The sequence below is a fragment of the Candidatus Delongbacteria bacterium genome (assembly GCA_020634015.1).
GTDB lineage: Bacteria > CAIWAD01 > CAIWAD01 > CAIWAD01 > CAIWAD01 > JACKCN01.
The window spans coordinates 62,753-82,871 of the sequence record JACKCN010000001.1 but is presented as its reverse complement, the minus strand read 5'-3'; the positions used below and the strand labels follow the sequence as shown (position 1 = coordinate 82,871).

General features: G+C 64.3%; 17 protein-coding genes. 15 read left to right on the top strand and 2 right to left on the bottom strand.

Annotated features, from left to right (window positions below; translation table 11 throughout):
• Nucleotides 1–170 precede the first annotated feature (170 nt).
• The 3 genes from H6678_00345 to H6678_00335 all read left to right on the top strand — a co-directional run bounded on the left by H6678_00345 (nt 171) and on the right by H6678_00335 (nt 5,211).
• On the top strand, nt 171–2,366 hold the full coding sequence (locus tag H6678_00345) for a M1 family metallopeptidase (GenBank protein MCB9472240.1): 2,196 nt from the start codon (nt 171–173) through the stop codon (nt 2,364–2,366).
• 150 nt (nt 2,367–2,516) lie between these two features.
• Nucleotides 2,517–4,532, top strand: a complete 2,016-nt coding sequence (locus H6678_00340; protein MCB9472239.1) for an ABC-F family ATP-binding cassette domain-containing protein — start codon at nt 2,517–2,519, stop codon at nt 4,530–4,532.
• Nucleotides 4,533–4,557: 25 nt separating this feature from the next.
• Nucleotides 4,558–5,211 carry an MBL fold metallo-hydrolase gene (locus tag H6678_00335; GenBank protein ID MCB9472238.1) on the top strand — a complete coding sequence of 218 codons (654 nt, stop codon included), beginning with the start codon at nt 4,558–4,560 and terminating at the stop codon, nt 5,209–5,211.
• Between the two features lie 1,373 nt (nt 5,212–6,584).
• Here H6678_00335 and H6678_00330 read toward each other — a convergent pair.
• Together H6678_00330 and H6678_00325 are read right to left on the bottom strand one after the other, a co-directional pair.
• Entirely contained in the window at nt 6,585–7,070 is a 486-nt protein-coding gene (locus tag H6678_00330; protein MCB9472237.1) for a T9SS type A sorting domain-containing protein, read from the bottom strand.
• 418 nt (nt 7,071–7,488) lie between these two features.
• The gene (locus H6678_00325) at nt 7,489–9,063 is read right to left on the bottom strand and encodes a hypothetical protein (protein ID MCB9472236.1); all 1,575 of its coding nucleotides are present in this window, start codon (nt 9,061–9,063) and stop codon (nt 7,489–7,491) included.
• Nucleotides 9,064–9,242: 179 nt separating this feature from the next.
• On the opposite strand from H6678_00325, the gene H6678_00320 reads away from it, so the two are divergent.
• From H6678_00320 to H6678_00265, 12 genes are all read left to right on the top strand, one after another.
• Nucleotides 9,243–9,551, top strand: coding sequence for a hypothetical protein (locus tag H6678_00320; GenBank protein MCB9472235.1), 309 nt, complete (start codon nt 9,243–9,245; stop codon nt 9,549–9,551).
• A gap of 1,769 nt (nt 9,552–11,320) precedes the next feature.
• Nucleotides 11,321–11,608 (top strand): hypothetical protein, encoded by a 288-nt coding sequence (locus tag H6678_00315; GenBank protein ID MCB9472234.1) that lies wholly within the window; start codon nt 11,321–11,323, stop codon nt 11,606–11,608.
• On the top strand, nt 11,563–11,736 hold the full coding sequence (locus tag H6678_00310) for a hypothetical protein (GenBank protein ID MCB9472233.1): 174 nt from the start codon (nt 11,563–11,565) through the stop codon (nt 11,734–11,736). The genes H6678_00315 and H6678_00310 overlap by 46 nt, the downstream gene beginning before the upstream one ends.
• Entirely contained in the window at nt 11,730–12,704 is a 975-nt protein-coding gene (locus H6678_00305; protein MCB9472232.1) for a hypothetical protein, read from the top strand. The genes H6678_00310 and H6678_00305 overlap by 7 nt, the downstream gene beginning before the upstream one ends.
• Nucleotides 12,701–13,963 carry a hypothetical protein gene (locus H6678_00300; GenBank protein ID MCB9472231.1) on the top strand — a complete coding sequence of 421 codons (1,263 nt, stop codon included), beginning with the start codon at nt 12,701–12,703 and terminating at the stop codon, nt 13,961–13,963. Before H6678_00305 ends, H6678_00300 begins: the two co-directional genes overlap by 4 nt.
• A 45-nt stretch (nt 13,964–14,008) precedes the next feature.
• Nucleotides 14,009–14,557 carry a hypothetical protein gene (locus H6678_00295; GenBank protein MCB9472230.1) on the top strand — a complete coding sequence of 183 codons (549 nt, stop codon included), beginning with the start codon at nt 14,009–14,011 and terminating at the stop codon, nt 14,555–14,557.
• The gene (locus tag H6678_00290; protein MCB9472229.1) at nt 14,464–15,252 is read left to right on the top strand and encodes a tetratricopeptide repeat protein; all 789 of its coding nucleotides are present in this window, start codon (nt 14,464–14,466) and stop codon (nt 15,250–15,252) included. The genes H6678_00295 and H6678_00290 overlap by 94 nt, the downstream gene beginning before the upstream one ends.
• Nucleotides 15,249–15,710: an RpiB/LacA/LacB family sugar-phosphate isomerase gene (locus H6678_00285; protein MCB9472228.1), complete on the top strand. Its 462-nt coding sequence runs from the start codon at nt 15,249–15,251 to the stop codon at nt 15,708–15,710. The genes H6678_00290 and H6678_00285 overlap by 4 nt, the downstream gene beginning before the upstream one ends.
• 26 nt (nt 15,711–15,736) lie before the next feature.
• The gene (locus H6678_00280) at nt 15,737–17,062 is read left to right on the top strand and encodes a serine hydroxymethyltransferase (protein ID MCB9472227.1); all 1,326 of its coding nucleotides are present in this window, start codon (nt 15,737–15,739) and stop codon (nt 17,060–17,062) included.
• Entirely contained in the window at nt 17,063–17,539 is a 477-nt protein-coding gene (nrdR, locus tag H6678_00275; protein MCB9472226.1) for a transcriptional repressor NrdR, read from the top strand. It abuts the gene before it with no gap.
• 220 nt (nt 17,540–17,759) lie between these two features.
• Nucleotides 17,760–19,022, top strand: a complete 1,263-nt coding sequence (locus H6678_00270; GenBank protein MCB9472225.1) for a 4Fe-4S dicluster domain-containing protein — start codon at nt 17,760–17,762, stop codon at nt 19,020–19,022.
• Entirely contained in the window at nt 19,015–20,085 is a 1,071-nt protein-coding gene (locus H6678_00265) for an RnfABCDGE type electron transport complex subunit D (GenBank protein MCB9472224.1), read from the top strand. The genes H6678_00270 and H6678_00265 overlap by 8 nt, the downstream gene beginning before the upstream one ends.
• Nucleotides 20,086–20,119: the final 34 nt, after the last annotated feature.

The following is a 20,119-nucleotide window of genomic DNA, read 5'->3' as shown; positions in this document are numbered from 1 at the left end:
ATCCTCTCAAGCTGGCACCAAAAACAGTCCGCATCACTTCAGATCCGGTCCGGGGAATCTGATAAGGCCGGACAGCGGGTTTTGCGGACGCTCGAAAAGTCTCGGAAACCAGCCCAGTTTTGTCATTATTGGCGCAATTGAGATGAGTCCGACAGTCCGGGGAGCCCTGCGTGAAGAGTCCACTAGCCGCCCTGCTGCTGATCTGCCTGCCCTTTCTGGCCCTGGCCCAAAGCCCGGCCCCGGAGGACAGCCTGCTGGAGGGCTGGTACAAGAACCATCTGGCGGGGGCCCAGAGCCGTTTCGTGCAACTGGACGGCGGGGAGCGCAGCGATCCGTCCATTGATGTACGCTATGCCCATCTCGCGCTGAGCCCCAGCATGAGCACGGGCAACCTGATCGGTCGCGCCGAGCTGCTGTGCGAAAGCCGAATGCAGGGATTGTCCAGTCTGGAACTTGATCTGGCCCAGCCGATGCTGGTGGATTCGGTGGGAGCCGACGCCAGCAGCTGGAACCGCATGGGTGACATCCTGCATCTGCTGCTGACCCAGCCCGCGGATTCCGGCGAGCAAATCACCGTGATGATCGCCTACTCGGGCATGCCCGCTTCCTCGGGATTCGGCTCCTGGTCACTGACCAACCACGCGGGCACTCCCATTCTGAGCACACTCAGTGAACCGTATGGCGCCCGCTCCTGGTGGCCCTGCAAGGACGACCCCACCGACAAGCTGGACAGCCTGCGTCTGGAGGTGACCGTGCCGTCGGCCTACACGGCCACCAGCAACGGAGTGCTGGAGGGGGTGGACAACCTGGGCATCAACACGCGCTGGCGCTGGGTCGAACGCTATCCGATCGCGAGTTATCTGGTCTGCCTGAGCGTGACCAATTACGTCAGTTTCGAGGACAGCTACATCAGCATGGCGGGTGATACAATGCCCGTGGTGCATTATGTCTATCCCGAGGATCTGGCCGACGCCCAGATCGATTTTGACGTGACCGTGCCCATGCTGGAGTTCTTCAGCCAGCTCTGGGGCGAGTACCCCTTCGTGCAGGAGAAGTACGGGCACAGCGCCTTCGCCTGGAGCGGCGGCATGGAGCACCAGTGCAACACCAGCTACGGCGCCAATCTGATCCGCGGCGATCATGTCTACGACCGGATCGTGGCCCACGAGCTGGCACACCAGTGGTGGGGCGACCTGATCACCTGCGCGACCTTTGACGACATCTGGCTCAACGAAGGCTTCGCCACCTACTCCGAGGCGCTCTGGACCGAGCACACGGGGGGCTTTGCCGCCCTGCAGAACTTCATGGTCACCCGGGCCTGGGTCACCGACCCCAGCGGACCGGTCTACGCGCCCACCAGCACCTTCGGGTCCAACACGGTCTACCGCAAGGGGGCCTGGCTGCTGCACATGCTGCGCGGGATCATTGGCGACACGGCCTTCACCGAGCTGATGCGCGGCTGGTACCAGAGCGACCACGCCTACGGCAGCGCCACCGTGGCCGATTTCGTGGCCCACGCCCAGACCTTCACCGACAAGGACCTGTCAGGATTCTGGCAGGGCTATCTCTACGGAATGAACCGACCGACCTACCGCTGGGACGTGATCCCGCGCACCCACCAGGGCTTCGATCTGGCCCAGATCTGGATCTCGCAGATCCAGAGTGATCCGGACTTCGAGATGTACCTGCCGCTGCGCGTCAACAGTGGTGCGGGCAGTGTGGCCTTGAGCGTGCGCGACAGCCTGAGGAACCAGGGCTTTGCGGTGCTGACCCCGGCCGCGCCCACCACCCTGGAGTTCGATCCGGACAACTGGGTGCTGGAGTTCAATACCGAAGGCACTCTGGAGAATCAGCTGAGCCAGATCGTGTTCTCGGGGCGTTTCGCCGACGGCAGTCTGCCCGGCGCTGGTGACCTGCGGGCCACCCTGCGCCGCCCGGGCGACCGCCATGTGATCCTGGACGCCACCTGCATGGATCACGGCATCTTCGTCTTCGAGCTGCAGCACGAACTGGAGGCCTGGGTGCCTTCCGAGACCCTGACCCTGGACCTGTATTCACTGTCCGGCCTGCACGCGGGTGAACGGCTGCACCTGAGCATTGCCCCCGACAGCGGCCTCTGGCAGGATCTGGGGCTGCACACCCTGCAGCACGCGCCGCCACCCCTGCTGAGCATCGAGCTGCAGGACGAGGTCGCCCACCTGCAGTGGACCAGTGTGCCCGGCGCCCAGTCCTACCGGATCTATCGTTACTCGGATCTCAACCGCCAGGACGAGATCCTGCTGGGCGAAACCCCTCTGCTGCACTGGGACGACCCCATCGACCGCGAGATGGCCGTGTATCAGGTGCGCGTGGTCTGGGCCCACTGAGCGGCTCTTCCAACCTTGCCCCCTTGGGGCCTGCGTCGTGTCGGCGTGGGCCCTTTCCTTGTGGCTTGTCCGGGCAAGACTGTCCGGACTTGCCAATGCTGTTCCTGAAGCCACACCTCGATCCTTCGTGAAAGCTGGCCAGTTCCCATATTGGGCCATCAATTCACGAGGTCCACCCTGCTCCGACTGCAACACATCCACATCGCCTTTCCCGACAAGGTGCTCTACGACGATCTGGACTGGCACATTCGCCCCGGCCAGAGCATTGGCCTGGTGGGCGACAACGGGGCGGGCAAGACCACCCTGCTGCGGCTGCTGATGGGTACCCGCGAGCCCGACCGGGGCGAGATCATCCGCGCCCCGCGCCTGCGCGTGGGGTATCTGGAACAGGACTTCAGCTTTTCCACCGACCGTCCGCTGGTGGACGTGGTGGTCGAGGCCGTGGCCGACCTGAGCCAGATCGAAGCGGAAATGACCGCGCTGCGCGAAGAACTGGCGACCCTCGAGCAGGACAGCGAGGAACAGCAGGCCGTGCTCAAGCGCCTGGGCCACCTGCACGAGCACTTCGACAACGCCGACGGTTACCGCCTGCGCAGCGACGCGGGCCGCATCCTGGCCGGACTGGGTTTCCGTGACGAGGATCTGGAGCGGCCGCTGGATTCCTTCTCCGGCGGTTGGCAGATGCGCGCCGCACTGGCCCGCCTGCTGCTCTCGGCCCCCGACCTGCTGCTGCTGGACGAACCTACCAACCATCTGGACACGGAAACCATGGAGTGGCTCGAGCGCTACCTGCGCCACTACTCGGGCACCGTGATCTGCGTGTCGCACGACCGTTTTTTCCTGGACCGCACGGTCTCGCTGATCGCCGAGCTGGAGCGGGGCGAGCTGAAGCTGTGGACGGGCAATTACACGCGCTTTCTGGAACAGAAGGAAGCCGAGAAGGAGCGCATCGCCTCGGAGTACCTGCGCCAGCGCGAGCGCATCGCCGAACTGGAACGCTTCATCGATCGCTTCCGTTACAAGGCCAGCAAGGCCAGCCAGGTCCAGAGCCGTGTCCGGATGCTGGAGAAGATCCAGCGCATCGAGATCGAGAGCGAAACCCGCGGGATCCGCTTCCACTTTCCCGCCTGCGAGCGCAGCGGCGACCAGGTGCTGATCCTTGAGGGCCTGCAGCACAGTTATGGTGACACACCGGTCTTCGAGCCGCTGGACCTGCACATCGGGCGCGGCGAGCGTGTGGCACTGGTGGGCCCCAACGGCGCCGGCAAGACCACCCTCTCGCGCATCATCTGCCGGCTGCTGGAGCCCACAGCGGGTGTCTGCCGCCTGGGTCACAAGGTGGAACTGGACTTCTACACCCAGGAAGCCGAAGAGGGCATGATCCGCGAGAACACGGTGCTCGAGGAGCTCTCGCGCCACAGCACGGGCCTGGGTCAGGGCCAGCTGCGCAGCCTGCTGGGCAGTTTTCTCTTCAGCGGTGACGCGGTGTTCAAGAAGGTCGAGGTGCTCTCGGGCGGCGAGAAGAGTCGCCTCTCGGTGGCCAGCCTGCTGCTGAACAAGTCCAACTTCCTGGTGCTGGACGAACCCACCAACCATCTGGACATCAAGGCCAAGGACGTGCTCCAGCAGGGACTGGCCGCCTACACGGGCACCGTGCTGGTGGTGAGCCACGACCGCTGGTTCCTCGACCGCGTGGTGACCCGCGTGCTGGAGCTGCGCGAGGGCCGATTGCGCGACTACCCCGGCAACTATTCCGACTTCCTCGCCCTGCGCGAAGCCGAACTGGGCGCGGAGGAAGCGGCCCGCAATGGGGCGCGTGTCAGCGAGGAAGGCAGCGCAACTCCCGCGCGCTCCCGCAGCAAGGAAGACCGGCGCAAGGCCACCGAGGAGAAGATCCGCAAGCGCCGCGTGCTGCGCGAACACGAGCAGGCGGCCGAGAAACTGGAACGCACCATCGAAACGCGCGAGAACCGGATGTCCAATCTCGAGACCGAACTCAGTCGTCCCGAGATTCTGGCCGACGGCACCCGGATGAGTACCCTGACCACCGAGTACAACACCCTGCGCAAGCAACTGCCCGAGCTCTACGCCCAATGGGAAGTGGCCCAGGCAAAGGTTGACACCTGTCGTCAGGAGCTGGGGCTGGAGGAGGACGGTCAGGACTGAGCCCCGGTGACACAAAGGAGAACTCATGGAACTGCTGCAGATCCGCACGGGCGGCGACCGCAACTTCGGCTACCTGCTGCTCGACGGTGGCGAGGCCGCCATCCTGGATCCGGGCGAAGACCCCACCCAGCTGCTGCGTGCGCTGGATGCCAGCGGCTGCCGCCTGCGCACCGTGATCGCCACCCACACTCACGCCGATCACATTGCCAGCCTGTCCCGGATCCCCCACGGCCAGTGGGAGTTGATCGCCTCACCTTTCGGCAGTCTGGTGCCCACGCGGGCCGTGACCGATCCCGGCCTGGAGCTGGAACTGGGCCAGGCCCGCCTGCGCCTGCTGCCCACGCCGGGTCACACGCCCTGCAGCCTGTGCGCGCTGGTGCTGGATTCCTCGGGCCGTCCAACCGATGTGATCACGGGCGATACTCTCTTCGTGGGCAAGGTCGGTGGCACCGGCAGCTCCGAACAGGCCCGCGCCGAGTATCACAGCCTCCACCGGGTCCTGCTGTCCCTGCCCGACGAGGTGCGCGTCTGGCCCGGCCACGACTACGGCGTCTGTCCCTCCAGCACCATCGGCCACGAACGCCGCAGCAACCCCTTCCTGCTCCAGCCCGACCTTGCCGCCTTCGAACACCTCAAGGCCACCTGGGCCGACTACAAGAAGCTGCATGGCATCATGTGATCCCCCCCGACCCCCGAGGGGGGCTTGTTCCATGACCGGTTTCATGCACCAACTCGTCTCGTACTCCTGCTCGTGCTCCTTCTCGTGATCACGCCAGGGTGATGAACCCCTGCGCGGGGGGCGCTCTCTACCTTTTCTTCGCGAAGAAAAGGGTGGCCAAAAGAAGGCTCAGCAGGCCTTGCGCGGCGCAAACTTGGCCCGCGATGCGGTCCTTCGGGCCATGCGCGGCGGCCCACGCTCCCTGCTCGACCGTTCCGTCTCGATGGTTCCGCCACCGGCGTCACCGCTGCGGAAGAGGATTGTTCTGTAGGAAGTAAGACTGTACTACTCGCCCATTCCCGTCACCCCCGTGGAAGCGGGTCGCCCACGAATGCAGATGGTTACACCGGCGAACGACGATCCCTCACCACGAAACGTTCCGGCGTAATCCGGGGACATGCCCTGATTGCTCGTGACACTCGAACCCCGTGACACGACTGCCTGCCGTGATGCTCCTCCCCGACCTCCCGTGGGGACGTTTTCTTTTTGGACGGGTCCAAAGCAAGGTGGAGCCAAAGAAAGACCCTCTTCGCAGACCTCGCGCCGCGCAAACTTGGCCCGCGATGCGGTCCTTCGGACCAAGCGCGGCGGCCCACGTGAATGCTCGACCGTTCCGTCTCGATGGTTCCGCCACCGGCGTCACCACTGTGGAAGGGATTGAACTTTGGCGATTCCGGAATGTTCTCTGTTCCTGTCACCCCGCGGAAGGCGGGCCCCGAAAGTTACACCGCGATTTTCGTTGTGTCAATCCCCGCTACACGTATTCCCCTTCCACCGGCATCCTGTCACAGACTCGATTCCGTGAGGCCATCCTCGGCCCGGGACGGCCTCCCGTGACGCATTGTTTTCCACCTTTCTTTGGACGGGTCCAAAGCAAGGTGGAGCCAAAGAAAGACCCTCTTCGCAGGCCTCGCGCCGCGCAAACTTGGCCCGCGATGCGGTCCTTCGGGCCATGCGCGGCGGCCAACGCTCATGCTCGACCGTTCCGTCTCGATGGTTCCGCCACCGGCGTCACCGCTGCGGAAGGGGATTGAATCTTGGGGAAATCGACGGTGTCTCGGGGTAGATGGTTATGCGGCCAGCTCATCGCGCCAGCCCGTGGATTCCCCACGGGCCATGGATGTGTGATGCCCCGTTCGGGGCTTGGCAGTAGACCATTGCCTGACGAGGCGAAGCCGTCATCCCTTCCCTCGCGCAGCGGGGGAAGGCACGCCGAAGGCGTGGTGGGATGGGGGCAATGCGTGACATGGCAGGCGATGGTGTGTGGATTGACGGGGGCGACACAACCCAAAGCGTCGCTTTGGGCTGAGGAAACAATGCCCCTGCGGGGCGTCCTATTTCAGCAGCAGGATCTTCCGCGTCCGCGATTCCCCGCCTGCGGCAAGCTCCACGATGTACACCCCGCTGGCCAATTCACTGGCATCCCATCGCACATGGTGCTCGCCCGCGCTCTCCAGTCCGGAAACGAGTGTCCGCACCTTCTGCCCAAGCACGTTGTACACGGACAGTTCAACCTGCAGCGGGCGGTTGAGGACATAGCCCAGAGTGGTCACGGGATTGAAGGGATTGGGAAAGGCCGGGTGCAGCACGAAGGTCTCCGGTTGCGCCAAGGGTTCCGTGCGCGGTGCACGCACGGCCACCAGATGCTCCAGAGTGCCCGCACTCGGCCCGCCCGTGTACCCAATGTCGTTGCGCAGGGTGCCTTGGCTGGGCCAGAGGGCGAAGCCAGGGTTGTCGGGGTCTTCTATATCGTTGTATGCCGTGTCCGGATTCCCAGCGTCGATGGCTGGGGAGATGGAGGAGAGCAAAGGGGCGCCCAACTCTTCATCGAACAGGGGGGCTATGCCGACCTGATTGCCGATGCCAGCAATTTCTTCTTCCAGCAGATTGTACTCCAAAGACTGAGAGATGGGAAAGCCCCCTCGCGCAGATGGTGTACGTATTGTTCCAGAAAACGCAGTTCCGCACGTGCAGGTCCACCGGTTGCCAGAAGTTGAACAGGTGACGCATGTCATCGTTGTTGATGGCGGTCACGTTCTCGAAATCGACTACAGGAACGTGGCCTTGGTAAGCAGTACGCACTCCGGTCCACAGCAGAGCCTGGCTGCTGAGCCGTCGATACTCTGAAGGCAAGTAGCTTGGGGTCGCATCAATGTTGTCCAGCAGCATGTTGCTGAATCGAAGCCCATGGAGGTGCTTGTGGGAAGACGTTGTCCCCCATACCCAGGGCCATTCTGCCTACATCCCGGATCTCGACATTGCTGACCCACATGGAGTCGGATCCGATGTAAACGCCACCATCATCCGCATCCCAGACCAGTATGCTGTCTGCGTGCAAACACGTGATCCGAACCGAGTGTCAGCACGGAACCAGGACGACTCATGTCGATGTCCGGGACCGAGTAGATGTCCGGAGCGTGATTGGGCTGGCGGCTGTGCAGGACTCGGATGTTGTGCGCCCATAAGCCCGTCCAAGCCGGTGCCCATCAATTCTCTGCCATAGTTTCCATAGTAGGCATTCACCGGGCTGTGATCGCTGTAATCATCCAGATCATCCAGACGGTTATTCTCGAAGAGCATGTTGCTCAGGTGCAGGCGGCTGCCGACGGCGTAGACCTGGGCGCCCAGAATGTAGTTGCCGCCGCTGGTGGACGGATCCGGATCCGCGGGCACGATGGTCCGGTTGTCGTGGAAGTGCAGGTTGTCGATGTCCATGTAGCGAGTGTTCAACATCGGCAGCGGTTCCAGACTGACGCTGTCCCCGCTGACATTGTCGTGGAAGTGCACATTGCGCAGCCAGCCTCGGGTACTGGATTGTATGTTGACCATGGCTTGGTAGGAATTGCCGCGGCAGTTGCTCACTGTCAGGCTGTCGATGTCCAGTTGCGCGAGTCCCGAGTTGATGTACAGTGCCCTCTGTCCGCTCACTCCTGAAACCTGAATGTTCCGCATCACAACAATTGAGGAGTCCGGGCCTCGTGGCTGGATGCCAAGTCCGCACACGGGAATTCCATTGCCTCCCAGCAGCCGGATGTTCGAGTAGTGTTGCCCGTTCAACCCTACGACATCTGTGTTCAGCCCAGTGGTTGAAGGAGGGCTCGTCGAATTCGTGATCGTCAGGTTGTTGACGATGACCGAATCACCTTCGGAGTTGCCCATCACGAGCGGGATCGTGTTGTTCCCGTCGCCGTCATAATACAACCCATCGATCTTCAGCAGATGTGCTTGGTATGCCCAGATGAAAACGGCTGCCGAGGGACCGCCAGTCGGATTCGTTACCTCATTCTCGAAGCATGCAACACTCTCGATGATCAGATCGCCCCATGTCGAGATGCCAGAGCCGACTGTTCCCCAGTAGATTACAGGCGCACTTCTTGGGGCCCGGTTCTGACGGAACACGCAGTCTCGGATCCACCCATGCACATGGCCATTCTTCTGGATTCCTCCTGCCCGGTGGTTGTACGCACTGGGACTGATGTCTTGCCCCTGCCCATGCTGCACGGTGAACCCACAGAGCACGAACCACGTGTCCTCGCCGTACAGATCCAGGATCGTGCCCTCGTACTCTCCGTCCAGAATGGTCTCGTTGATGTCGGTGGAGTCCTGGGTGAACAGGTAGTCCGAACAGAGCGTCATCCCGTGCATTGGACTGGTGTACAGGCCGGTCCAGATGCCGCATGCGACGTGCACCGTATCACCCGGGGTCGTGGCATCCATGGCGGCCTGGATGTCGGCAAAGTCGGCGGGGACACGCAGAATGGCCGCGCGGCAGAGCGAAGTCATGATGAACAGCAGCAGGATCCAGAGTCGCATGGAGTCCTCGGGTCAGGCGAATGAGACAGGGAACGACCCGCCCAGTTTAACGAATGCGACACCCGGGCGCTGGATCTGGATCATGTGCAGGAAATTCATGCAGCCGGACCGAGCTTCTTGCAGGATGGGCAAAGGCCGCAGGACGTGCCCATCAATCCATCGGGGACATCATCAAAGGGGTGGCGGTCCTTTCGACCGTCGCCCTGTTCAAGAGCATGACGGTCCCATCGACCGCCACCACGACCGCCATTCGTCGATTGTCCCGGACATCCGTGGCGGTGGTGGACGAGATGGCGGACGAGATGGTGGACGAGATGGCGGACGAGATGGCGGACGAGATGGTGGACGAGATGGCGGACGAGATGGTGGACGAGATGGCGGACGAATGTGTGCCGGGCGAACGGAAAGCGGACGAGATGGTGGACGAGATGGCGGACGAGATGGTGGACGAGATGGTGGACGAGGATGGACGATGGGGCCTTTCGTGACGAGGATGGACGAGAAGTGTCGGACGCGATGGTGGACGAGATCCCCGGACGAGATGGTGGACGAGATGGCTGGACGGATGGTGGACGGCTTCGCCCGCGAGATGGTGGACGAATGGTGGCGGGATGGTGGACGAGAGGACGAGATGGTGGACGCGATGGCGATTCGAGGTGGAATCAGATCCCCTTCCGCAGCGGTGGACGCCGGTGGTGGAACGGTCGGGTGCTGCCCCGGTCAGGCGGCGACGGTCCTTTCGACCGTCGCTTGCTCGCCGGACCGCATGGTTCCGATTGCCTGGCATCCACGCCCGGCGTGGATTCTCCAGAGGCTATGGATTTGGATCCACCGTTCGGGGACCCGTCCAAAGAAAGGTGGAAAAACGATGCATGTTGGTGGGCATGCTGCGCCGGGCCGAAGAAGGCAACACGGAATCGCGTCAGTGACAGGGTGTCGGTGGAAGGGGATGGAAGATTGAGGGTTCGACGACTCCGGTGCGGGCGGCGACTCATGGCCCCCGGATTTCGCCGGAAAATCAGAAGACATGATCACGTGTGTGGGGCTGCATCGGGCCCGGCTGGAAGCTACGGCCTCTGATCCATCTGCTTCCACAGCGGTGACGCCGGTGGCGGAACCATCGAGACGGAATGGTCGGGCAGGGAGCGTGGTCCGCCGCGCTTGCTCGCCGGACCGCGAAGCGGACCAAGTTTGCGCGGCGCGAGGCCTGCGAAGAGGATCTTTCTTTGGCTCCACCTTTCTTTGGACCCGCTCCAAAGAAAGGTGGAAAACGCTCCCCCGCAAAGGGGGCCCTCGCCCGGCCGAGCACGAGATGAGCAGACCATTCGCCCAGAATCATTCCCATGGCGCAACCCCAGGACTGAAGGGGAGGAGGAGCGACGTCCCGCCCTGCCCGGATCTTGCGCCAACCTGACAACCCGCTCATGCGGAGCCCCGATGTTGGCCCGGCACGGCGAATCCGCGAGGCGCAAAGCCGGGAGTGCGCCAGGCCACAGCCAGCCGTGTCGTGGCTCATTCAGGGAGGTGCCACGGGGCACCCCCGGCTGCCGGAAATGGGGCCATCTTGAGCGCGAGCCAAGGGGAAGAGCCCTGGCGGGACCGGCGGCGACCGTCGGGAACGGAAACGATGGACGACCGCGGGCGGGAAACAAGGGGTGCGAGATGGAGAGCAGAGTCTGGACTTCAGGGATCCACCGGAGGGGCCGGCAAACGGGGGGCGCACAGGCGCTGCCGGAGACCCGCCACCAGATGCAGGCGCGCCTGCTGGCTTGGTGCGACCAGATGGAAGCCGAGCTGGACCTGGTCCGGATCCAGCTCAGCCTGATGCAGGATCACCTGGATGCGAACCCGGAGGACCTGGCCAGCTGAGCCGTGCCGGGGCGGGTACCTGGGGGGGCATTCGTTCCGGACAATCAGCGTGCCAGCGGTCTTCCGGCTGCACACACTGCGCCCCATGGCTGCTGACCCTGCCATGGGGCGCGGGCTCTCTTTTTCCCGTGGCTTGCAAGGTTTCCCGGCAGGCGGTTCCGGGGGCCATGAAATCCCCTATATTTGCCGGCTTCGACGGGGTCTCGCGTCCACCGAATGCCGAATCGGGCGGGAACGAACGCGGCCCCCAACCGCTAGGAGTCTGTCGGACCAGCCGCAATGGCGGTTCAGGCTGCTGACGACCCACAGCCGCATTGCCCGGGAGCCCCGCTTCATCCATTCGCACGGGCGGGCCCCTGCCGCACTGCGCACCATCTTGGAACTGCCCATGACCGACCGATCGCGGCATTCGCTGGCTGGACCAGCCTGCTGCCTGCTACTGTTGATGCTGCTGTTTTCCGCCTGCGACGAAGAAGTGGGCTCGGTGGGAGGGCTGCCCGGCGGCAATCCCGACGGACAGTGGGACAGCCTGCTGGTGACCCGCGCCGCGGTGTTCCAGGCCGATCAGCAGATGAAGTTCTCCGACCTGCAGTTCGTGGGGCGGCTCGAAGCCCAGGGCTGGAATCCCGGATGGTGGTGCACATCGAGTACCAGCTCCCCGAATCCATCGCCCTGATTCCCGACACGGTCAGCATCGACAGCGTCTACCTGTCATTGCGCATGGACCGGGACAGCAGCCGCGTGATCTTCGGCCCTCCTGGGAAGACGGAGTCGTCCAGGAACTGGCGCTGGACCTGTTGCTGATCCAGGATCCTCCCGATGGCACGGAGGTCCAGGACTCGCTCTACTGGGACGTGCTCTATGGCAATGGAGCCTCACCCACGGTGCTGGACAGCCTGCGCACCACCTTCCATCAGAACGAGATGTTCTGGGGCGACCTCAACGGCAGTCTGAATTCCGACCCCGCCGAAGGCATCCGCAGTTTCCGCAGCCTCGAAGGACACGAGTGGTGGTTCACCAGCGACAGCCTGGCCAGCCCCGTGCCCAACAGCAATCCCCAGCGCTGGCGTCGCACGCTGCTGCTGAGCATGCCCGACGATGAGCAGGGCATGCTGGCGTTTCTGGGATACGGCTGGGACAGCATCCTCAAACCCGGCTATCGCCTGTACTACCAGCACTATTATGTGGACGACCCGGAACTGGGCGTCCAGGATTCCACCACCTGGGCCTTCCAGGTCAGTGCCTGGCAGAACACCGTGTTCCAGGATGCGGGCAGCACCACGGGTCTCAGCATTTCCTCGGGCCCCTCGCTGCAGGTCCTGCTGCGGCTGCCGCCCTTCAGACCGATGGACGGCGATGTGGTGCTCGATCCCACCACGACCTCGCTGCTGAAGGCCTATCTGCGGCTGCCGATTCTCGAGCAGAGCTTCAACGCCGACGGGGGCACGGTCTACCTCTACGGCATGTCGGACTTTCCCGCGGATGGAGTCGATCTCAATTCCGCCGCCTTCCAGTACAACCGTTACTCGGCCGAGACCGTCGATGCCGACAGCAGCCAGCTCGAATTCAGCGTGGTCAACATGCTGGTGCACTTCTGGACCGGGCGCAACGACTTCTCGCCGGACGACAGCATGACCGTGGCCCTGCGCTTCTATCCCGGAGATCTGGAACTGCGCAAGCTGCTGCTGGTCGATCCCGCCCTGGCGGACTCGCTGAAACCGCGTCTGGTCTACAAATGGACCGAGTCGCCCGAGCCCTGGGGGCAGCAATGATCCCGTATACCCTGCGCGGCGGCCTGCTGGCGGTCCTGCTGCTGTCCCTGTCCGCGTCTGCCGGGCCCCTCAGCCGTGGTGGCTGGGGCCAGCTTGAGTGGACGGCAAATGCCGCCGACGCCGGTCGCGGAGGCACCGGTCTGGCCATCAGCGACAGCCTGCGCATTCCCCTGCGCAATCCCGCCGCCGTCAGCGGTGGACGTCTCACGCGCATCCAGCTGGGACTTGGCGCGCGCGGGCTGACCGCAATCGACAACACGACCAGCACCAGTGATGTTACCGGCAGTTTCGACCAGTTCTATCTGTCCTTCCCGCTCACCTGGAATCGCGTCTCCGCGTCGCTGGGGTTGCGCCCCTGGAGCCGGATGGACTTCAGCCTGCGCAACCACGACAGCAACAGCGAAGGCGAGGAGTATTACGAATTCCTCAAGGGCAGTGGCGGCTTCTCGCTGGCCACGGTGACCTTCGCGCGGGACTGGCCCGCACAGAATCTCAAGGTGGGACTGGAAACCGGCCTGATCTTCGGCAGCCTGCGCCAGGAGTATTCGCTGTATCACGTGCAGGTGGCGCCGCCCTTCGATGTGCGCACCAACTATCGTCTGGGCATGGTCGGGCCCAGTCTGCGTCTGGGCGCTCTCTGGCAGCCCACTCCCGAGCTGGGTCTGGGCCTTGCCGGAAATCTGCCCACCCGCGCCCGCCTGAGCCTGGACCGCGAGAGCGCCTCCAACAACGACGACAGCCGTCAGGCTCTGGGCCATGTGGACGTGCCACTGACCATCGATCTGGGTGCCGCCCTGCGCCAGAACACGATACGCTGGCTGGCCGACCTGAGCTGGAGCGACTGGAGCTCCACGCAACTTGCGGGCAACAGCGCCGCCGATCTCAGTCTGGCCCGCCGTCAGGACAGCGCCCTGAGCCTGGCCTTGGGCGTGGAACGTCTGCACGAGGATGATTTCACCCTCGCCTGGTATCGCAAGTGGGACTGGCGTACGGGCCTGCGTTTCGAGCAGGGCTATCTGGCGTACAACAAGGCGGCCCTGCTGGGCGGAGCCGACGAGTACAAGGACGTCAACCTGCTGTCCCTCAGTGCGGGCTGCAGCATCCCGACCCGCGACCGGCTGGGTTGGATGGACCTGGGATTCGAATACACTCTCAGCGGCGACAAGGCCGGGCTGGGGCTGGAAGAACAGGGCTGGCGCCTGCACGCGAGTTTCGCGGGCAGCGACCTGTGGTTCCGGCGTCCCGTCTACAACCGCTGATCCGGTGATCAAGCTTCTCATCTGTCAATTGAAGGTGCTTTTCCAATGAACAAGGTTTTTCTGTCACTTGCGCTGGCCTTTCTGCTGGCCGCCTGCAATTCCGCCTACCAGACTCCGGTGGACACCGAGCCCACCAAGAAGGAACTCAACGCCGCGGAAAAGGCCGCCCGGGAGCAGGAGCGCGACATGGCGCTGAGCTTCGCCACCGAGTACAAGAAACAAGGCGCCTACCGTGATGCGGCCAACAACTATACCAAGGTCTTCAGTCTGGACCAGGACCTGGAAAAGGCGGCCCACCTCAAGTACTGGTCGCTGTGTTACAGTCAGCTGTCCATGCCCGACTCGGCCCTGCTGGTGATGGAACTGGCCGTTTCCAAGCGCCCTGAGGAACATTACGAGCGCGTGTCGTTGGCCAGGCTTTACGAGAACGCCAACATGGATGCCAAGGCTCTGGCCGAGTACCGCGAAGCCGTGAAGCTGAAGCCCGACGACGAGAACTCGTGGAAGTCGATCAAGACCATGCTCGCGGCCAAGGCCTCGGACAGCGGAGAGGCCGAGGACTGGAAGGCCGTGCTGGACGTGCTGACACCCTGATCGCGCTCAATCCCGACGAGACATCCTATCTGGAAGAGAAGACCCGGATCACCAAGCGCAACTTCAGCACGGGTGACATCATCGTCTCACTCGAGGAGCAGGTCGCCGCAGACCCCACCAATACTCGCGCCCGGCTGGAACTGGCCCGGGCCTATGTGGATTTCGCCAGCACCGAGACCTACCAGAAGGCACGCGTCCTGCTGGAAGGCCTCAGCCAGGAGCAGCCCGAGAACGAGCAGGTCTTCAAGAGTCTGGCCGACTGCCTGATCGAACTGGATGACATCAACGGCGCCATCTCCGCGCTCAAGACCCTGGACACGCTCAAGGGAGGCGACGAGGACACGATGGTCCGCATCGGCAATCTGTATCTCGAACTGCGCCAGCTCAAGGTCGCGCGCAGCTGGGGCAGCAAGGCCCGGGCCAAGGCTCCCGGCGGCAAGGGCCTGATCCTGCTGGCCCAGGTGGCCGAAGCCAGCGTGGACGAGTGCTCCGACGGACCGCTCAAGTTCTATGACAAGCTGGCCTACGAACTGGCCGCCAACTACTACAGCCAGGTCACCGACCCCGGGGCCAAGGCTCAGGCCCGCAACCGGCGTGATGCACTCGAGCCGGTGCTGCCCACCAAGGGCGACCGTTTCCTCAACCAGGGCAAGACTCTGGACGGGCACCCTTGCTACGGCTGGTTGCTGGAATGAGCCTCGACTCCCTGACTCCCGTGATCGGAGTGGCCGCCGACCACGCCGCCCACGAAGCCCGACTGGCGGTGATCCAGGCCCTGATGGATCGTGGATTCCAGGTCCGTGATTTCGGGGCCCACGAACCCGTGGCCATGGATTACCCCGACAGCATCGTGCCCTGCGCGCGGGCGCTGTCGCATGGCGAAGTCCACTTGGCCGTCGTGCTCTGCGGTTCCGGCATTGGCGCCTCGATCTGTGCCAACAAGCTCAAGGGTGTGCGCTGTGCCCTGTGTCTTGAAGTGGAATCGGCCCGGCTGAGCCGTCTGCACAACGACTCCAACTGCCTGGCTCTCGCGGGACGCATGCGCAGCGTGGAAGAGAACCTGCGCATTCTGGCGACCTGGCTGGACACATCCTTCGAGGGCGGCCGTCACACCCGCCGACTGGAAAAACTGCACGGACTCACCGGCTGCTGAGCGGCCCGGAGACCAGGAAAGGCCCCATGGACGAACTGACCCGGCGCGATCCCGATGTGGCGCGCATCATCAATCAGGAGCTGGCCCGCCAGGAAGAACGCCTGGAAATGATCGCCAGCGAGAACTTCACTTCCCGGGCCGTGATGCAGGCCCAGGGCGGTGTGATGACCAACAAGTATGCCGAAGGCTATCCGGGCAAACGTTATTACGGCGGTTGCGAACATGTGGACGAGGTCGAGAACCTGGCCCGCGAGCGCGCCTGCCAGCTCTTCCAGTGCGAGTACGCCAACGTGCAGCCGCACTCGGGCAGCCAGGCGAACATGGCGGTCTACATGAGCTACATCCAGCCCGGTGATACCGTGCTGGGCATGAATCTGGCCCACGGCGGTCACCTGACCCACGGCAGCCCGGTCAACTTCTCGGGCAAGCTCTACAACTTCGTCTCCTATGGCGTGAACGCCGGGACCGGGCGCATCGATTTCGATACGGTGGAAGCCGCCGCGAAGGAACACCGACCGAAACTGATCGTGGCGGGTGCTTCGGCCTACCCGCGCGAGATCGATTTCGCGCGCTTCCGGGCCATTGCCGACGAGATCGGTGCCTGGTTGTTCGTGGACATGGCGCACATCGCGGGCCTGGTGGCCGCCGACGAGCATCCCAGTCCGCTGCCCCATGCCCACGTGGTGGCCACCACGACTCACAAGACCCTGCGCGGCCCCCGTGGCGGCATGATTCTGATGGGCAAGGATGGCGACAACGTGCACGGCAAGGTGGCCGCCAAGAGTGGCCGGATGATGCAGCAGAGCGAAATCATCGATGGAGTGGTCATGCCCGGCATCCAGGGCGGACCGCTGATGCACGTGATCGCGGCCAAGGCCGTGGCGCTGGGCGAATGTCTGCAACCCGAGTTCAAGGTCTACATCCGTCGGGTCAAGGAAAATGCCCGCGTGCTGGGCCAGAGCCTGGTCGAGAAAGGCTACCGCCTGGTCAGTGGGGGCACCGACAACCACCTGCTGCTGGTGGATCTGGGCAGCGACGGGCTCAGCGGCAAGGCCGCCGAGAACGCGCTCGAGGCGGCAGGTATCACGGTCAACAAGAACATGGTGCCCTTCGACAGCCGCAGCCCGATGATCACCAGCGGCATCCGCATCGGTACCGCGGCCCTCTCGACCCGTGGCATGGATGCCGACGCCATGCGCACCATCGCCGGTTTCATCGACCGGGCGCTGAAAGGCGCGAAGGACCCCGGGACCCTGGCCGCCGTGCTCGCTGACGTGCGCGAACTGGCCCGGGCCTTTCCCTGTATCGCGAAAACTGAGGTCGCGCCGAAGCGTCGGCGCGGAGGTGAGTGAATGAAATGCCCATCCTGCGGCCAGAACAAGGACACCGTGATCGACAGCCGACCGCTGGGCGATCACAGCGCCATCCGGCGTCGGCGCGAGTGCAGTGTCTGCCAGGCCCGCTTCACCACCTACGAATATGTGGAGGGTGCGCAGCTCACGGTCATCAAGTCGGATGGACGCCGCGAAGTCTACAGCCGGGCCAAGTTGCGGCGCGGCATTCTGCAGGCGCTGCACAAGCGCGGCTATGGCGAGGCCCAGGTGGACGAGCTGATCGATTCGGTCGAGCGGGTGGTGCAGGCCGGCGCCGCGGCCAGCGGCGAGATCGAGAGCCAGCGCCTGGGGCGCATCGTGCTGGATCGCCTGCTGGCCTTCGATGAGGTGGCCTACATCCGCTTCGCCAGTGTCTACCGGCGTTTCCAGGATGCCGAAGGATTCCTGAACGAATTGCACACTCTGCGGGAAAGTTTGCCCCAGGGTGGTGCCTGAACCTCTCCAGGGACACCCGGTTTCGCTGACCGGGTGTTTCAAGCACCCAGCCAATCGGATTCCAGACTCCACGTGTCCCGCCGGACAGACGAAAGTGTGCCGTGATGGATTCAATGCAAACTCTCCGGCGTGATCCGAGATGTCCCAGCGGACTCAGTGTGTGCTCTCCCGCCATCTGCCCTCTTCCTCCTGAGTCCCCTTTCCCGAAGGCTGGGCACTGATGCGCCGTTTCCACCTCAAGGAAGGCATTCTGCCACCCGACTGGTGCCCCAGGGCGGTTCCGCCCCGGCGCGAGCTGCAGGGTACCGGTGTGCGAGTCCTGCCTCTGCGCGGCTACCGCTACGATGAGGCTCGGCCATTGGTGGTGGCCGGCCAACGGGTGAGTGCCGGCGAGCCGCTGAGCGAACCCTGTGGACTGCTGTCCCGCGTGCGACTGGCACCGGCGTCCGGGCGGATCCTGGCCGTCGAGAACCGCAGAGTGGGCGATGGTTGCCTGCTGCCCTGCGCCGTGCTTCAGGTCGAGCAGGAAGATGAGCAGCCGCTCTCGGCCGGGTTGGCCCTGTCGGCCCAGGGACTCGAGAATCTGGACGGGATTCCTCTGGATCACGAGCTGGCAATCCTGCCTGCCGGTGCGATCCTGATTCTCAACGCCGCCGAGACCGAACTGGGGCACTGGACCCTGATGGCCCGACTGGAAGAACTGGCCCGCGGAAAGGCACTCTCGTGCGCGCTGGACCTGGTGCTGGAACGTGCTCGTTTCCAGCATCTGCATCTGGCGCACCGTGCTCCCCAGCGCAAGGCGGCCGAAGCTCTGGTGGCCGCGCTCAAGCCCGGTATCAGCCTGACCCGGATCCAGCTGGACAACAGCCATCCCGGTGCCCATCCCCGCCTGCTGGCCGAGCGTGCCACACGGCTGGTCAATCCGTCCCGCACACTGGATCCCACGCGCCTGCTGGCCGGTCAGGGAGTGCTCGTGCTCGATCTGGACCGCCTGCTGCTGCTGGAACGGCGGCTCACGGTGGGCCCCGCCGATCATTTTCTGCTGTCCGTCTCGGACCTGGCCGGAAACGGCGAGCTGGTCGAACTGCCCAGCGGTCTGCCCTGGCAGGAGCTCTTTCCCGAGGGGCCACCGAGCGCGGCATTCGCGGGTGGAGCTCTGGACGGCAAGTTGCTGCGTGACACGGACTCGCCCCTCTGTCCGCCCCTGCGGGCGCTGGTGACCGCCAACCCGGAGGAATTGCCGCGCCTGCGTGAGGACGCCTGCAACACCTGCGGGCGCTGTCTGGAAGCCTGTCCGCGCAGCCTGGCCCCGCCCCGCCTGGTGCATCTGATCGAAGAGCAGCGCCTGCACGAGGCCCGCGGGATGGGGCTGGAGCACTGCCTGCTCTGCGGTGTGTGCAGTTATGTCTGCCCCAGCCACATCCATCTGGGACACAGTCTGCGCAAAGGACTGCAGCAGCTGCGCGAGGTGCGCCATGTCTGAGGCACGCCCCGTGTTCCGTCTGGCCCCGATGCCTCTGCTGCGCACACGGTCCCGCCTTTCGGCCCTGCACGGCCAGTCCATGCTGGCGCTGGCGCCCCTGCTGCTGGTAGCCTTCGGGCTCTACGGCCTGCCCGCCCTGCGCACCGCGGGAGTGGCGGCGGCGTCCTTCCTGCTGGCGGAGGCCTTCACCAAGGCCGTGGCCGGCAATCGCCAGCGCACCCTGGACGGACACGCCCTGCTGGGCGGGTTGGTCTTTGCGCTGTTGTTGCCGCCAGACCTGCACTGGAGCCAGGTCATGCTGGCCGGTGGCCTGGGCGCCTTTCTGGCCGAGCAGCTCTTTGGGGGGTATGGGCGCGCCGCCATGCATCCGGCGCTCTTCGCGCGCCTTCTGCTGGATCTGGTGGCCCAACCGGGGGGCGGACTGCTGACACCGCTCTGGTGGCTTGAGAAGGGCTGGTTCAGTCTGCCCGCCTCGGTGCCGGTCACCCTGAAGACACAATTGCAGCAAGCCTGGCAGGCCCTGGCCGAGCTGGAAGCGAGCACCGAGCACGGGCTGGTCAACCCACCCGTGGACGTGCCCCTGACCCTCAGCCGCCTGGCGCAGCTCCAGGAACGGCTGAGCAGTGGTGGGGTGCTGGATTTCGTCTGGAACCTGCACCCGGGCACACTGGGTGCGGCCAGCCTGCTGGCCCTGCTGCCGGGGGGAGTGCTGCTGGTGACACGCCGTGTGATCGACTGGAAAGTCCCGGTCACGGCCCTGGCCGTCTTCGGCACTGGAGTCCTGCTGGTGAACGCGTCGGGTCTGGCGCACTGGCCCGCCTTCAGTCTCTGGTGCAGCGGCAGTTTTCTGCTTCCCCTGCTGGTGTTTGGAGCCGCCGAGAGCGTGCATACACCTCTGACCGCCCGGGGACGCCTGTCACACGGCCTGCTGCTGGGCAGCCTGCTGCTGGCCGTACCGGCCTTGCATCTGGGCGAAGCGGGGCTTGTGCTGGCCACTCTGGCCGCCAGTGCTCTGGTGCCCTGGCTGAACCAGTCGACTCTGCCGCGAGGGCCCCGCCGATGAGACGCTCTTTCAGCGCTCCCGTGGAACAACCGCA